The organism is Streptomyces sp. SID11385, assembly GCF_010548245.1.
Classification (GTDB): domain Bacteria; phylum Actinomycetota; class Actinomycetes; order Streptomycetales; family Streptomycetaceae; genus Streptomyces.
In genome coordinates this window covers 1-14,664 of record NZ_JAAGLR010000227.1, presented here as the reverse complement: position 1 = coordinate 14,664, position 14,664 = coordinate 1, and the positions used below count along the sequence as shown (strand labels likewise).

Sequence of the window (14,664 nt, the reverse complement as noted above, 5' to 3'; positions counted from 1 at the left end):
CGCGCGACGCCTGGAACCCGCTCACCGCGACCGCGACCCCGCGCGCCGAGGCCCGCCGTCTCGCCGACGACGCCCTGCGCGGCATCCGCCTCGCCCTCGCGGACACCGACTTCACCGACCCGGCCCTCGCGCACCGCCTCCTCGTCCACGAACTGCCGCGCTCCGTCGACCGCGCCTTCGGCACGGCTCCCTCCTGCGCGCACCAGCGGCCGGGCACCCCCGTCCCCGGGAACCCGTACGCGCCGGACCCGCCCGGCCAGGACGCGCCCGAGCCGCCGCACACGCCCTCGGGGCGCGGCTTCTGGGCGGGGTGCGGGGTGTTCCTCGCGCTGGGATGCACGTGCCGCATGTGCTGCGCGGAGGAGTACGAGGGCCCGTGGTCGGGCAAGACCCGCCACGGCTGCTGCCACTACGCGGACTGCTGCGACGTGTGCGACTGCTGCAGTTGCGGTGACGGGTGCGGTTGCTGCGGCTGCGACGGGTGCTGCTGCGACTGCTGAGCGCGGGGCGGCGGGGGCGCCGTGCGGAGTGTGGGGGGCGGTGGTGCCTCAGCGGATCTCGGGCGGGGAGATCCGTGAGGTGGGCAGGGCCGAGTCCGCCACGCCCCACTTCTTGAGGATCTTGGCGTAGGTGCCGTCGGCGATGAGGACGTTGACGGCCTTCTGGAAGGCGGGCGTGAGGTCGCTGCCCTTCTTGAAGGCGAAGCCGACGTCGAGGCGGTGGTACTCGTTGAGGAACTTCAGCCCCTGCTGCTGGTCGACCGCGTACCGCAGCCCGTTGATCGTCGACATGACGACATCGGTGCGGCCCTGCTGGAGCGAGCCCCAGATGGCGCCCTGCTCGGAGTAGGTCTTGACGCTGTACGGCTTCTTCCCGGCCTTCTCGCACAGCGACTTGTTCTGCTCCAGCGTCACCTCGAAGGTCGTGCCCGCGCCGGTGCCGATGTTCTTGCCGCACAACTGGGTGAGATCGGTGATCTTGGCGAGTTTCTCGTCGGCTCGGGTCGCGAAGCCCTGGCCGTCGTTGATGTACGTGACGAAGTCGATCGTCTTGCGGCGCTCGTCGGTGACCCCGAAGTTGCCCGTCCCGACGTCGTACTTGCCGCTGCCGAGGGCAGGCAGGATGGCCTCGAAACTCGCCTCCTGCCGGTCGATCGTGATGCCGAGGACTTTGGCGACGCCCTCGGTGATCTCCACGTCCACGCCCGCGGCGGTCTTGCCGTCCTCCAGGTAGGTCGCGGTGGGCGGGGCGCCGATCGCGCCGCCGAGCGTGAGCTTGCCCGCCTTCCGGACGCGCTCCGGCAGCAGCCGGGCCGCGGCGGCGTCCTTCCTCACCCCGGAGACGACGTTCCCGGTGGGAAGCCGGCCGGCCTTCTTCTCGGCGGAGCCGGCGGCGGCCGCCGCCCCGCCCGTACCTCCACCGCCGCCCGAGCCCGAGGGATCGCCGGAACCGCAGGCGGTGAGCGAGGCGAGCGCGGAGGCGGCGAGCAGGGCGAGTACGGCATGACGGCGCGCGGAACGGGGGACTGGGGCTCTCATGGCGGGACTCCAGAACGGCAGGCGTGAACGACGCGGGACAGGGTGGCGCGAGGGGAGGGGTGTGCGCGTGAAGGCGGGGCCGCGGGGCGGAAGCGGGAAGCGGGCACGACGGCGTGGCCCGCACGGGCGCGTCACGGCGTCACGGCACGTACCGCCGCGCGGGAACGCGGAACGGCACGGCGGCAGGACACACGGGACGGCGAAGAAGAGGGAGAAAAGGGGGCGCGAGCCCGGCCGGAGGGCCGTCAGCTACGAGGCGCGCCACCGCAGCACGTACGACAGGACGCCGACCACACCCGACCGAAGTCGATGTGAGACCGCGTCACCAGACGCCGCTGCGACAGATTCATGCGGACCAGTGGAACAGGCGTCCGGGCCGCCGTCAACGAATTGAGACGGGCTGTTCGGGATGTGGGACGGAGACCGGGGGCGGAGCCGGGGCCGGGGGCTTGACAGAGGCGCGAGCGGCTCCCGTACTCTCGGCGAAGGTCCGTGCTGAGGGGCGCGGGCCGCGTGAAGACGGAACACCGTGCGGCGACTTCGCCACGGAGTTCCGCATGCCTTTCGACGCACCAGCCTCCGACGCTCCCGCTTCCGGGGAACGCGCCGCCTCCACCGCTCCCGCCTCCGACGCTCCCGCCACCGGGGAACGCGCCGCCTCCGACGCGCGCGCTTTCGCGGACCGCCCGCAGGGGCCGCCGCCCGACCCCGGACCGCCCCCCGAGCCGGGCAAGGCGCCCGCCGGCACGCTCCGCATCGTGCCCGTGCGCCGTACCGGCCAGTGGATCGCCGCGCTCGTCGTGCTGCTCCTGCTCGCGATGGCGGTCAACTCGCTCGCGCGGAACAAGGCGTTCCAGTGGGACGTCGTCGCCGACTACTGCACGACCTCCGCCGTGCTGCGCGGACTCGGCCTGACCCTGTGGCTCACCGCGCTCGTCATGGTGCTCGGCTTCGTGCTCGGCACCCTGCTCGCGCTCGGCCGGATGTCGTCGAACCCGGTGCTGAGCTGGGTCTCCTCGGGATACATCTGGTTCTTCCGCTCGACGCCGATCCTCGTCCAGCTCCTCTTCTGGTTCAACATCGGCGCCCTCTACCCGCACCTCGGACTCGGCATCCCCTTCGGCCCCGAGTTCGTCACCGTCAAGACCGTCAACCTCCTCGGCCCCGTCACCGTCGCCGTACTCGGCCTGACCCTCCACGAGGCCGCCTACGCCGCCGAAGTGGTGCGCGGCGGGCTCCTCTCGGTGGACAGGGGACAGATCGAGGCCGCGCAGTCGCTCGGCCTGAGCCCCTGGCGCCGGCTGCGCCGCATCGTGCTGCCGCAGGCGATGCGCGCCATCGTGCCCCCGGCGGGGAACATGCTCATCGGCGCGCTCAAGGGCACCTCGATCGTCAGCGTCATCGCCGTGCAGGACCTCCTCTACTCCGTGCAACTCGTCTACCACCGCACCTACCAGGTCATCCCGCTGCTGCTCGTCGCCACGATCTGGTACGCGCTCGTGACGACCGTGCTCAGCGTCGGCCAGCACTACGTCGAGAAGCACTACGCGCGAGGGGCCGAGCGCTCATGAGCCCCGTGCGCGAGGACGCGCCCGTCGTCGTGGTGGTCGGGGCCGGGCCCCGGGCGACCGGGCTCCTGGAACGTATCGCCGCCAACACCGCTGCCGGGTACGGGGGTTCGGAACCCGCCTTCGTCCTGCACCTTGTCGACCCGTATCCGCCGGGACCCGGACGGATCTGGCGGCGCGAGCAGTCGCCGCTGCTGTGGATGAACTCCATGGCAGAGGACACGACGCTCTTCACCGACGAGACCGTCGAGATCGAGGGCCCTGTCGCGCCGGGGCCCGCGCTTCACGAATGGGCCGGGATCGAGGGCCGCACCTTCCCCGACCGCCGCACCCAGGGCGCCTACCTGCGCTGGGCGTACGAGCGGGCCCGCGCCGCACTGCCGCCCGGCATCGTCGTGCACGAGCACCGCACCCGCGCCGTCCGCGTCGAAGGGCCGCGTGAGGGACGGCAATCGGTGTGGCTCGCGGACCGCGAACCCCCGCTCACCGCCGACCTCGTCGTCCTCACCCTGGGCCACCAGGAAGCGGAACTCGCCACGGAGGAAAGGGAGTTCACCACGCACGCGGCACGCGAGGGCCTCACGTACCTGCCGCCCGACTACACCGCGGACACCGACCTGCGCGGGCTGCGCGCCGGGGAACCCGTCCTCGTGCGCGGCCTCGGCCTCGCCTTCGTCGACCTCATGGTGCTGCTCACCGAGGGCCGCGGCGGGCGCTGGACCCCGGAGGGCCGGTACGTACCCTCGGGCAAGGAGCCGGTGCTGTACGTGGGTTCGCGCCGCGGCGTCCCGTACCACGTCAAGCTCGGCTACCGCCTGGAGGGCGAACTCCCCGAGCTGCCCCGCTTCTTCGGTCCCGAACAGACCGCCGGCCTGCTCGCACGACCGGGGCCCCTCGACTTCCGCGCCGACGTGTGGCCGCTCGTCGCCAAGGAACTCGGCTGGGCGCACTACCACCGCCTGCTGACCACCCGCCCGCAGGTCTTCGCCGTCGACGGCGCCGCCTTCGCGTCCGGGTACGCGGCGGCCGACCCGTACGACGGAAGCCTCGACGCCTTCGTCCGTACGGTGGTGCCCGAGGCGGCCGACCGGCTCGACCTCGACGCGCTCGACCGGCCGCTGGCCGGGTGGACCGCGCGCACCCAGGAGGAGGTGCAGGCGCGGCTCCTCGCGCACATCGACGCGGACCTCGACCGCCGCCACGACCCCGCGCACAGCGAGGACCTGTCCGTCTTCATGGCGCTGCTCTCCGTCTACGGACAGCTCATGCGGCTCGGTGACCTCGGGGCCTGGTGGCACGGCTTCTTCAGCTTCCTCGCCTCCGGCCCGCCCGGACCGCGCCTGCGCGCGCTGCGCGGGCTCGCGGAGGCGGGACTCGTGCGCTTCCTCGGCGCGGACATGACCGTACGGGCCGTGGACGGCGCCTTCGAGGCGCGCTCGGCGAGCCTGCCGGGGCACCCGGTACGGGCCAGGGCGCTTGTCGAGGCGCGGCTGCCGCAGCCGGAGGCCGGACGCGTACGGGACCCCCTGCTGCGAGGGCTGTTCGCGGCGGGGGCGCTCGCGACGGCGGACGGGCTCCTCGCGGTGGCACCCGCGGACGGCCGGGTGCGGTGGAACGACGGGAGCACGCACCCGCGCCTCTTCGCGCTCGGACCGCACACGGACGCGCGCGGGGCGGGGGCGTTCACACGGCCGCGTACCAACAGCCCGGCGTTCCGGCAGAACGACGCGACGGCGCGGGCGCTGTTGGCGGGGGTGGCGGGAGGCGTGGGCGGGTCGGAGGCGCCGGGGACCGCGGGGGTCGCGGGGGCGCCGGGGGGCGCGGGGGTGTCCGGTGTGCCGTCCGGCGGGCCGGGGAGCGAGCCGGGCCCGGACCCGGGGCGTGGTCCTGATCCCGCCTCCGTATCGACCCGTACCTCCGTTGTGAAGGAGTCAGTCCGTTGAGTGCCGCAGGTTTGTCGAGTGCCGCAGGTCCCCTTGGTGCCACCGTCGAGCCGGCGCGGCCCATGGTGGAGATCAGCGGGGTGCACAAGAGTTTCGGGAAGCAGGAGGTGCTGCGGGGGATCGATCTCACCGTGCGCGCGGGCGAGGTGACGGTCGTGCTCGGTCCTTCGGGCTCGGGGAAGTCGACGCTGCTGCGCACGATCAACCACCTGGAGAAGGTCGACCGGGGGACCGTGCGTGTCGACGGCGAGCTGATCGGCTACCGGCGGCGCGGGGACACGCTGCACGAGCTGCGCGAGCGCGAGGTGCTGCGGCAGCGGACCGCGATCGGCTTTGTGTTCCAGAACTTCCACCTCTTTCCGCACCTGACCGTCGAGGAGAACATCGTGGAGGCGCCGGTCGCCGCGCTCGGTGTCCCGGCGCGCGAGGCGCGGGAGCGGGCGCGTCGGCTGCTGGAGCGGGTCGGGCTCGGCGAGAAGGCCGGCGCGTACCCGGGCACCCTCTCCGGCGGACAGCAGCAGCGCGTCGCCATCGCCCGCGCGCTCGCCATCGAGCCGCGCCTGCTCCTCTTCGACGAGCCGACCTCGGCGCTCGACCCCGAACTCGTCGGCGAGGTGCTCGACGTCATCCGCGATGTCGCGCGCCAGGGCGCCACGATGATCGTCGTCACGCACGAGATCGGCTTCGCCCGGGAGGTCGCCGACACGGTGGTCTTCATGGACGAGGGCCGGATCGTGGAGCAGGGGACGCCGGGGGAGGTGCTGGTGAGTCCGCGGGAGGAGCGGACGAAGGGGTTCTTGTCGAAGGTGTTGTGAGGGGGGGGGAGGGGGGGTGGGGGCTTGGTGGGGGCGGGCTCTCGTTGGGGAGATCGGCCTGCGCTCGCGCCCCGCCGAGGCACCGCAGGGCAGCCCGCGCTTCGCCGACGCGCCCCGGGGCAGCTCGCGCTTCGCCCGACGCACCCCGGGGCAGTTCGCGCTCCGCCCGACGGACCCCGGGGCAGCCCCCGCTTCGCCCGACGCACCCCCCAGGGCAGCCCCCGCCCTCCCAGGGGGGCGACCCCAACACCAATTCTTCCAGCCCCACCCCACCCCTCCCCCCGATTCCGCCCCCACCCCCCGAATCTGTGGACAACTCCGCGGAAGTCGTCACGCCTCTCACCCGTACGGGTGGCGAGTGTCGCGCAAGACCCCGAGATATCCACAGGTTCCCGCCCGTAACGAGCCCTCCACGTCCATCCGCTTCCCCGGAAACCACCCGAAAGAGAAAAGCAGCCGTGCCCGAGAACACCCCTACCCCGCCCTCGCCGGCCCCCCCGCCCTCCACCTCACCCCGCCCGCCTTCCCCCTCCGCGTCCTCGCCCTCACTGCCGTCCCCGTCCCCGTCCCCGCTCACGACCTCGCCCCCACTGCCGTCCCCGCTCACGCCCCCGACCCCGCCCACAGCCCCCTCCCCAACTCCGCCCTCCTCCCCCTCCGCACCCCCATCGACCTCCCCCTCCCCACCCCCCACCCCCCGCCGGCTCCACCTCGCCGTCGCCATCGACGTCCCCGGCGCCACCCACGCCGACGACTTCCTCCCCCTCGCCCGGGTCGCCGACGAGGGGCTGCTCGACTTCCTCACGCTCGGCGATTCCTTCGCCGCGCCCGGGCTCGACGCGCTCTCCGTCCTCGCGCGGCTCGCGCCCGGTACCCGGCGCGTGGGGCTCGTGCCGACCGTGACCACGACGCACACCGAGCCCTTCCACGTCCAGGCCCAGCTCGCCACGCTCGACTGGGTCAGCCGGGGGCGGGCCGGGTGGCGGCCGGGCGTCTCCACGAGCGAGGGCGAGGCGCGGCTCTTCGGGCGGCGGGCCGCCGTCACCGCGCGCGAGGCGTGGCGGGAGGCGGGTGAAGTCGTCGAAGCCGCAAGGCTGTTGTGGGACAGCTGGGAGGACGACGCGGAGATACGGGACCTTTCCACCGGCCGCTTCGTCGACCGCGACAAGCTCCACTACGCCGACTACTCCGGCACCACCTTCTCCGTGCGCGGCCCCTCCATCGTGCCGAGGCCGCCGCAGGGTCACCCGGTGATCGTGGCCGACGCGGACGATCCCGTACGGCGCGCCTTCGCGGTCCGTCACGCCGATGTGCTCCTCGTCGGGGCGAGCAGCCGCGAGCAGGCCGCCTCGTTCTCCGCCGAGGTACGGGCCGAGGCCGCGCGCGCCGGACGGGAGCCCGCCGACGTACGTGTCCTCGCCTCGCTCACCGTCGACCTGAGCGGGGGCGAGCAGGCCGCCGAACCCGGACACGGCGGGGGCGGGCCCCGGCCCACCGCGCACGGACCGCACTACCGGGGCGGGCCCGTCGACCTCGCCGAACTGATCGGCGACTGGTACGCCGCCGGGGCCGTCGACGGCTTCCACCTGCGCCCCGCCGCACCCGGCCGTGACCTCGAACGCCTCGTCAACGGCACCGCCGCCCTGCTCCAGCACCGCGGCGTCTTCCGCGCCTTCCACCCCGGCAGCACCCTGCGCGAACACCTCGGCCTCGCCCGCCCCGCCAACCTCCACCTCACCGCCCGACCCACCGGAGCCACCGCATGAGCCACCAACGCCCGCCCCACCAGCCCCGCTCCACCCCGCCCGACCACGTCCAAAAGACCCGCTCCACCCCACCCGACCACTCCCACGAGCCCCGCCCCACCCCGCCCCACCGCTCCCCGCGGCCCCGTCCCCTCCCGTCGCCCCACCGCTCCCAGCCGTCCGGCACCCACCGTCCCCTCCACCTCGCCGCCCACTTCCCCGGCGTCAACAGCACCACCGTCTGGTCCGATCCGCGTTCCGGCTCGCAGATCGCCTTCGACTCCTTCGTCCACCTCGCCCGCACCGCCGAACGCGGCCTCTTCGACTTCTTCTTCCTCGCCGAGGGACTGCGGCTGCGCGAGCACAAGGGCCGCATCCACGACCTCGACGTCGTGGGCCGTCCCGAATCGCTCGCCGTCCTCAACGCCGTCGCCGCCGTGACCGAGCGCCTCGGTCTCGCCGCCACCGTCAACAGCACCTTCAACGAGCCCTACGAACTCGCCCGCCGCCTCGCGAGCCTCGACCACCTCAGCGGTGGCCGCGCCGCCTGGAACGTCGTCACCTCCTCCGACGCCTTCACCGGAGAGAACTTCCGCCGCGGCGGCTATCTCGACCGCGCCGAGCGCTACACGCGCGCCGCCGAATTCGTCGCAACCGCACGGGAGTTGTGGGACAGCTGGAGCCCCGACGGGGCCCCGCGCCCCTTCGCCTACCACGGCCGGCACTTCTCGATCGAGGGCGAGTTCACCCTGCCCCGCTCCCCGCAGGGGCACCCCGTCGTCATCCAGGCCGGGGACTCCGCCGAGGGCCGCGACTTCGCCGCGAGCACCGCCGACGTCATCTTCACGCGGCACGGCACGCTCGTGGCCGGGCAGGAGTTCTACGCCGACGTCAAGGGCCGCCTGCCGGGATACGGGCGCACGGCCGACGATCTGAAGATCATGCCGGGCGTCACGGTCGTCGTCGGCGACAGCGACGCCGACGCGCAGGAGAAGGCCGCGGAGATCCGCCGCCTCCAGGTCTCCCCGCAGAACGCCCTGCTCGCCGCCGAACAGGTCTGGGGCACCGACCTCTCCGGCTTCGACCCGGACGGGCCGCTGCCCGCCTTCGATCCCGTCGTCGACTCGGACGTTGTCCAGGGACGGGTACGGCAGGGCGATCCCCGTGCGCTCGCCGAGAAGTGGCGCGCCCTCGCCCGTACCAAGAACCTCTCGCTGCGCGAGACGGCGATCGAGGCGAGCGGGCGCCAGTCCTTCGTCGGCTCGGCGGCGACGATCGCCGAGGCGATGAGTCACTTCGTCGACTCCCGCGCCGCGGACGGCTTCATCCTCGTCCCGCACCTCACCCCCGGCGGCCTCGACGAGTTCGTCGACCAGGTCGTGCCCCTCCTCCAGGAACGCGGCGCCTTCCGTACGGCGTACACGGGCCCGACCCTGCGCGACCACCTCGGCCTGAGCCACCCCGCCACCCGCCGGACCCCGAAGGACGCCGCCGCATGAGCCCCGTACGGAACGACACCGCGACCACCGGCACGGCCCCGGCCGCCCCCGCACCGGCCGCCCCCGCCCTCGCCGACTGGCGGCAGTGGCGCGCCGACCGCGCCGAGGCCCTCACCGCCCCCTGGGGTCCGCTCTCCGTCACCGGCACGCACTGGCTCGACGACTACCCGGACGGACTTCTTCCGGACATTCCCGGGCGCTGGCGCGCGGCCGGGGAACGCGTCTCGCTCACGCGCGGCGCGGGGCTGCTCGTCCGGGGACGGCCCTACGCGGGCGAGGCGCTGCTCGCCGCCGACACGGGCCCCGCCGCGCGTGCCCAGGTCGCCCACCGTCGCCGCAGGCTCGCCGTCCTGGAGCGCGAGGGGGCGTGGGCGGTACGGGTGCACGACCCCGACGCGCCCGCGCGCCGCGCCTTCCCCGGACTCGAAGTGAGCCCCTGGGAGGCCCGCTGGTCGGTCGAGGGCCGCTTCGTCCCCTACGAGGCGGCGCGGACCGTGCGGGTGCCGAACGCGGACGGACGCGAGCGCGGGCTCGCCCTCGCGGGTGAACTGCGCTTCTCCGTCGACGGGTTGGCTTACGCACTGCATGCCGGGGTGCGGCCGGACGGTGGTCTGACGGCCGTCTTCGCGGATGCCACGAGCGGCGTGGACAGTCACCGCTTCCGCTTCCTGTCCACCCCCGCGCCCGCCCCCGACGGCGCGGTCCCGGTGGACTTCAACCGGGTGGTGCTGCCGCCCTGCGCGCTGAGCCCGCACTTCCTGTGCCCTTTCCCGCCGCCCGGGAACACCCTGGCTCTCGCCGTCGCCGCGGGCGAACGGCGGCTCGCGCGGGCGGGTGGCGAGGAGCCCGGAAGGTCGTGAAGGAATTCTCAAGTGAGCGGTGAGGAAAGGGAGTTGGGGGAGTTTCCGGGGTGATGGACGAGGCCGGAAGTCGCCCTTGTGCGGTCACGGCGCGGTCACAGAAACTCCCCAGCAGCGCCGGTTCGGTGCCCGTGTCCCGTGATCCGGGGCACGCGCCCCGCACCGCGCCTCACGGGCCCGACCCCCACGGCAGGCCCCCCGATTCCCCACTGGAGGAACCACGTGAGGACCAAGCGCACCACCCCCCGCACCGGCACCACGAGACGGACCCGGCTGATCGCCGTGGCCTCCGGCCTCCTCGCCACCGCCGCCTTCGCCGTCCCCGCCGCGCAGGCCGGCGAGGCGAAGGCGTACTCCACCAACCAGCTCACCGCGGCGAGCGATGCCGTGCTCGACGCCGATGTCGCCGGTACGGCGTGGAACATCGACCCGAGCAACGGCAAGGTCCAGGTCACGGTGGACAGCACCGTCTCGCAGGCCGAGATCCAGAAGCTCAAGGACGCGGCCGGGAGCAACGCGGGCGCCCTGGAGATCGAGCGCACCCCCGGCACCTTCAGCAAGCTTATCTCCGGCGGCGACGCCATCTACGCCTCGTCCTGGCGCTGCTCCCTCGGCTTCAACGTCAGGAGCGGCAGCACCTACTACTTCCTCACCGCCGGGCACTGCACCGACGGCGCGGGTACGTGGTGGTCGAACTCCTCGCACTCCACCACCCTCGGCACCACCGCCGGGTCGAGCTTCCCCGGCAACGACTACGGCCTCGTGAAGTACACCAACTCCTCGGTCGCCAAGGACGGCACCGTGGGCAGCGTGGACATCACGAGCGCCGCCAACGCCACGGTCGGCATGAACGTGACCCGGCGCGGCTCGACCACCGGCATCCACAGCGGCACGGTCTCCGCCCTCAACGCCACCGTCAACTACGGCGCGGACGGCATCGTCAGCGGTCTCATCCGCACCAACGTGTGCGCCGAGCCCGGCGACTCCGGCGGCCCGCTCTACTCCGGCAACAAGGCGATCGGCCTCACCTCCGGCGGCAGCGGCGACTGCTCCTCGGGCGGCACGACCTTCTTCCAGCCGGTGACGGAGGCGCTCAGCGCCTACGGGGTCAGCATCTACTGACCCGGGCGGCACGGCAGTACAGGCTGGACGGTACGGGGGTGGGCGGGCCCGGGGCGCGGGCTCACCCACCCCCGTACTCCGGCCCACCCCCGTACCCCGCGCCCACCCCGGTACCGCACGCGCCCGCCCCGTACCGCCCCGGCCACTTCGGCTACTCCGGCACCCCGCTCCCCGCTACGAGCAGCGCCACGGCCTCCGCGAGCGGCCGGGCCGGGAGCCGTTCCCCGTCCCTGCGGCGCAGCGCGACCTCGCCCGCCGCCACCTCGCGGGCGCCGAGCACCGCGAGGTGCGGCACGAGGCGCGCCTGCCGGACGCGCGCCGCGAGGGTCCCCGCGTGTGCCGGGTACCGCCGCGCCCGCAGCCCCGCCGCGCGGCAGCGCCGTACGAAGGACTCCGCGGCCTCCTCCTGCTCCTCGCCCACCGGCACCACGCCCACCTGCACGGGCGCGAGCCAGGCGGGGAAGGCGCCGCCGTGCACCTCGGTCAGCAGCGCGAGGACGCGCTCCAGACTGCCGAGCACACTGCGGTGCACCATCACCGGGCGCGGCCGGGAGCCGTCGGCGGCGCGGTAGTCCAGGCCGAAGGCGGCCGGCTGGTGGAAATCGGCCTGCACGGTCGAGAGGGTGAACTCGCGGCCCGCGGCGTCCCGCGCCTGCACATCGATCTTCGGCCCGTAGAACGCCGCCTCGCCGCGCCCCTCCTCCCAGTCGAGCCCCGAGCCCGCGAGCGCCTCGGTGAGCGCGGCGGCCGACCGCTCCCACATGCCGTCGTCGAGCGCGTGCTTGCCGCCCTCGCCCGGAAGCGAGAGCCGGTAGCGGCTCGGGGTCAGGCCGAGGGCCCGGTAGGCGGTACGGATCAGGGCGAGCGCCCCGGCGACCTCCCCGGCGAGCGAGTCCGGGGCGCAGAACAGGTGCGCGTCGTTGAGGTGGATCGCCCGCACCCGGGTCAGCCCGCCGAGGGTCCCCGAGGGCTCCGCGCGGAACATGCCGCCCAACTCCGCGATACGGAGTGGGAGTTCGCGGTAGCTGCGGGCCTGGGAGCGGTAGATCAGCGCGTGGTGCGGGCACAGGCTCGGGCGCAGCACGAAGTGTTCGCCGCCGACCTCCATCGGCGGGAACATGTCCGCGCGGTAGTGCGCCCAGTGCCCCGAGCGGACGTACAGCTCCTGTTTCCCGAGCACCGGCGAGTGCACGTGGTCGTACCCCACGGCCACCTCCAGGCCGCGTACGTACTCCTCCAGCGCGTGCCGCACGCTCGCGCCGTCGGGGAGCAGGTACGGCAGGCCCGCGCCGAGCAGCGGGTCGGTGCCGTAGAGACCGAGCGCGCGGCCGAGGCGGTGGTGGTCGTGTTCCCGGGCGGGGGAGGGGTCGTTCATGGTCGCTCCTGTGGCTGGGGGAGCGGGTGGCGGCACGGAAGAGCCCCGGGGCACCCGCCCCGGGGCTTCGCTTCGGTACAGCTCTCAGCGCGCCGGGACGTACTCCGGCGTCGTCGTCCACTGGTGGTGCGCGGCGGGCTGCATGTCCCGCAAGGTAGCGGGGCGCGGGGGAAGGGGGCCACCGCTTTTCCGGTACGGGGCGCGGGTGCGGCGTACGGGTGTGACCGCCCCGTCACGTGAGGTCCCGGACCCGTCCGCGACTCCTTCACCGGGCCTTCGCGCGGTCTCGGGGGCCCGTGAGAGGGCAGGGGCGAGAACCGGCCAGGGGCTCGGCAGGTGGCGCGCCTTCGTCGCCGCACCGTTCCCACCGGGGCTTTCGCCCTACGAACCCGGCTTCGCGGAGGCGTACTTGACAGCCGTGCCGGACCGGTGCGGAGGCGTCCGTTCCCTCCGGGCGCACGGCCGGATATCGACCTTGTGTGCGACTGCGGGCCGTCGGAATAGTGGGCGGCGCACGGTGACATGGACGCGGCATTTTCCCGTCCGACGGCGCCGTGCGCGAACGCCTTCCGGTCCCGGCACCCCCACACCGCCGGGACCAACCCCCCACAGGAGGACGTGAAGTGACCGAACGACGGACCACCGTGCGGCGTGCCGCGATCGCGGGAACCGGAGTGGCCGCGCTGCTCGCGGCCGGATTCACCTTCCAGACCGCGAACGCCGCGGAGGCGACCCCCACCGCCCCGCACACCCTCTCGGCGCCGAAGGCCGAAAAGCTCGCCTCGCGACTCGCCCAGGACCTGGGCGCGCACGCGGCGGGAACCTACTACGACGCGCAGGCCAAGCACCTCGTCGTCAACGTGACGGACCAGTCGGCCGCGAAGACGGCCGAGGCGGCGGGCGCGAAGGCGAGAGTCGTCGCGCACACGCTCGCCGAGCTGAAGTCGGCGCGCTCCGCCGTCGCCAAGGAGACCACCGCGATACCCGGCACCTCCTGGGGCGTGGACCCGGTCTCCAACAAGGTCGTCGTGACCGCCGACCACACGGTCAAGGGGGCCCAGCTCAAGAAGCTGACCACCGCCGTCGAGAAGCTCGGCACCGCGGCGACGCTCAAGCAGTCCAAGGGCACCTTCAAGCCCCTCATCGCGGGCGGCGACGCGATCCAGGGCTCCGGCGGGCGCTGCTCGCTCGGCTTCAACGTGACGGTCGGCGGCGAGCCGGCCTTCCTCACCGCCGGGCACTGCACCGAGGCGATCAGCAGCTGGAGCGACGCGGACGGCAACCCGCTCGGCAGCAACGCCGGCTCCGAGTTCCCGGGCAACGACTACGGGCTCGTGAAGTACAGCGGGAACACCGCCCACCCGAGCGAGGTGGACCTCTACAACGGCAGCAGCCAGTCCATCACCGGGGCCGCCGACGCGACGGTCGGCCAGACCGTCACCCGCTCCGGCTCCACCAGCGGTGTCCACAGCGGCGAGGTGACCGGCCTCGACGTGAGCGTCAACTACGGCGCGGACGGCATCGTCGACGGGCTCATCCAGACCACGGTCTGCGCCGAGCCGGGCGACTCCGGCGGCTCGCTCTTCGCGGGCAGCAACGCGATCGGCCTCACCTCGGGCGGCAGCGGCGACTGCACCTCCGGCGGCGAGACCTTCTTCCAGCCGGTCACCGAGGCACTGAACGCCTTCGGCGCCGAGATCGGCTAGCACCACCCCCTCACCCCCAGGGCCCCGGCCCCCGCCTCGCGCGGGGCCCGGGGCCCTGCCGCGTATTCAGCCCGCCCACCGGCCGCACGCCCTCACTCCGCGTACCCCCACTCCCACCCTCCTCGCCCCTCCGCGCTAATCGTACGAACGTTCGACCTGTGGTTTATCGTGGTCTCCACGGAAGGAACCAGGGGGTGCGCGCGAAGGGCCGAGGAGGTGCGAATGGGCAGGTCACCGGGGATCGGCTTCACGCACCTGCGCACCGTCTCGGGCAACTCCGCGCGGTACGGCGCCTCGCACCCCGAGGCGCTTGCCGCGCGGGCCGCCGAGCGGGGCATGGACGCCGTCGCGCTCACGGACCGCGACACCGTCGCCGGAGCCGTGCGCTTCGCCAAGGCGTGCGCCCAGCAGGGCGTGCGGCCCCTGTTCGGGGTCGACCTCGCCGTGGACGCACCCGCCCCGCGGGAGGCACGCGGCGGCGGGCGGCGGCGCG

11 protein-coding genes and 1 pseudogene are annotated in these 14,664 nt (G+C 73.8%); 10 read left to right on the top strand and 2 right to left on the bottom strand.

Going from position 1 to position 14,664, the window contains the following annotated elements:
• A pseudogene (locus tag G3I42_RS07055) lies at nt 1–500 on the top strand (hypothetical protein); the annotation flags it as partial.
• 48 nt (nt 501–548) lie between these two features.
• Here G3I42_RS07055 and G3I42_RS07050 read toward each other — a convergent pair.
• A complete protein-coding gene (locus G3I42_RS07050) occupies nt 549–1,538 on the bottom strand; it encodes an ABC transporter substrate-binding protein (protein WP_164283413.1) in 990 nt (329 codons plus the stop codon).
• A gap of 557 nt (nt 1,539–2,095) precedes the next feature.
• On the opposite strand from G3I42_RS07050, the gene G3I42_RS07045 reads away from it, so the two are divergent.
• The 7 genes from G3I42_RS07045 (at nt 2,096) to G3I42_RS07015 (ending at nt 11,090) form a co-directional block, all read left to right on the top strand.
• Nucleotides 2,096–3,109 (top strand): amino acid ABC transporter permease, encoded by a 1,014-nt coding sequence (locus tag G3I42_RS07045; protein WP_164283411.1) that lies wholly within the window; start codon nt 2,096–2,098, stop codon nt 3,107–3,109.
• Nucleotides 3,106–5,049 carry an FAD/NAD(P)-binding protein gene (locus tag G3I42_RS07040; protein ID WP_164283409.1) on the top strand — a complete coding sequence of 648 codons (1,944 nt, stop codon included), beginning with the start codon at nt 3,106–3,108 and terminating at the stop codon, nt 5,047–5,049. Before G3I42_RS07045 ends, G3I42_RS07040 begins: the two co-directional genes overlap by 4 nt.
• A gap of 62 nt (nt 5,050–5,111) precedes the next feature.
• Complete coding sequence (locus G3I42_RS07035) at nt 5,112–5,864, top strand: amino acid ABC transporter ATP-binding protein (RefSeq protein WP_164283415.1); 753 nt, start codon at nt 5,112–5,114, stop codon at nt 5,862–5,864.
• A gap of 722 nt (nt 5,865–6,586) precedes the next feature.
• Nucleotides 6,587–7,630: an LLM class flavin-dependent oxidoreductase gene (locus G3I42_RS07030; protein WP_343244477.1), complete on the top strand. Its 1,044-nt coding sequence runs from the start codon at nt 6,587–6,589 to the stop codon at nt 7,628–7,630.
• Complete coding sequence (locus G3I42_RS07025; RefSeq protein ID WP_164283405.1) at nt 7,627–9,108, top strand: NtaA/DmoA family FMN-dependent monooxygenase; 1,482 nt, start codon at nt 7,627–7,629, stop codon at nt 9,106–9,108. Before G3I42_RS07030 ends, G3I42_RS07025 begins: the two co-directional genes overlap by 4 nt.
• On the top strand, nt 9,105–9,968 hold the full coding sequence (locus G3I42_RS07020) for a DUF1684 domain-containing protein (protein WP_164283403.1): 864 nt from the start codon (nt 9,105–9,107) through the stop codon (nt 9,966–9,968). The genes G3I42_RS07025 and G3I42_RS07020 overlap by 4 nt, the downstream gene beginning before the upstream one ends.
• A 222-nt stretch (nt 9,969–10,190) precedes the next feature.
• Nucleotides 10,191–11,090, top strand: coding sequence for a S1 family peptidase (locus G3I42_RS07015; RefSeq protein ID WP_164283402.1), 900 nt, complete (start codon nt 10,191–10,193; stop codon nt 11,088–11,090).
• A 151-nt stretch (nt 11,091–11,241) separates the two neighbouring features.
• Here G3I42_RS07015 and thrS read toward each other — a convergent pair whose 3' ends face one another.
• On the bottom strand, nt 11,242–12,465 hold the full coding sequence (thrS, locus tag G3I42_RS07010; protein ID WP_164283400.1) for a threonine--tRNA ligase: 1,224 nt from the start codon (nt 12,463–12,465) through the stop codon (nt 11,242–11,244).
• Between the two features lie 623 nt (nt 12,466–13,088).
• Between thrS and G3I42_RS07005 the strand changes: the two genes are divergently transcribed.
• On the top strand, nt 13,089–14,171 hold the full coding sequence (locus G3I42_RS07005) for a S1 family peptidase (protein WP_164283398.1): 1,083 nt from the start codon (nt 13,089–13,091) through the stop codon (nt 14,169–14,171).
• 222 nt (nt 14,172–14,393) lie between these two features.
• The coding region (locus G3I42_RS07000) for a PHP domain-containing protein (RefSeq protein WP_164283396.1) at nt 14,394–14,664 on the top strand (271 nt) is incomplete at its 3' end.

What these genes read in the sequence shown, in the direction of transcription:
- G3I42_RS07050 (WP_164283413.1), bottom strand. Translation starts at nt 1,538, where the DNA reads ATGAGAGCCCCAGTCCCCCGTTCCGCGCGCCGTCATGCCGTACTCGCC.
- G3I42_RS07045 (WP_164283411.1), top strand. Translation starts at nt 2,096, where the DNA reads ATGCCTTTCGACGCACCAGCCTCCGACGCTCCCGCTTCCGGGGAACGC.
- G3I42_RS07040 (WP_164283409.1), top strand. Translation starts at nt 3,106, where the DNA reads ATGAGCCCCGTGCGCGAGGACGCGCCCGTCGTCGTGGTGGTCGGGGCC.
- G3I42_RS07035 (WP_164283415.1), top strand. Translation starts at nt 5,112, where the DNA reads ATGGTGGAGATCAGCGGGGTGCACAAGAGTTTCGGGAAGCAGGAGGTG.
- G3I42_RS07025 (WP_164283405.1), top strand. Translation starts at nt 7,627, where the DNA reads ATGAGCCACCAACGCCCGCCCCACCAGCCCCGCTCCACCCCGCCCGAC.
- G3I42_RS07020 (WP_164283403.1), top strand. Translation starts at nt 9,105, where the DNA reads ATGAGCCCCGTACGGAACGACACCGCGACCACCGGCACGGCCCCGGCC.
- thrS (WP_164283400.1), bottom strand. Translation starts at nt 12,465, where the DNA reads ATGAACGACCCCTCCCCCGCCCGGGAACACGACCACCACCGCCTCGGC.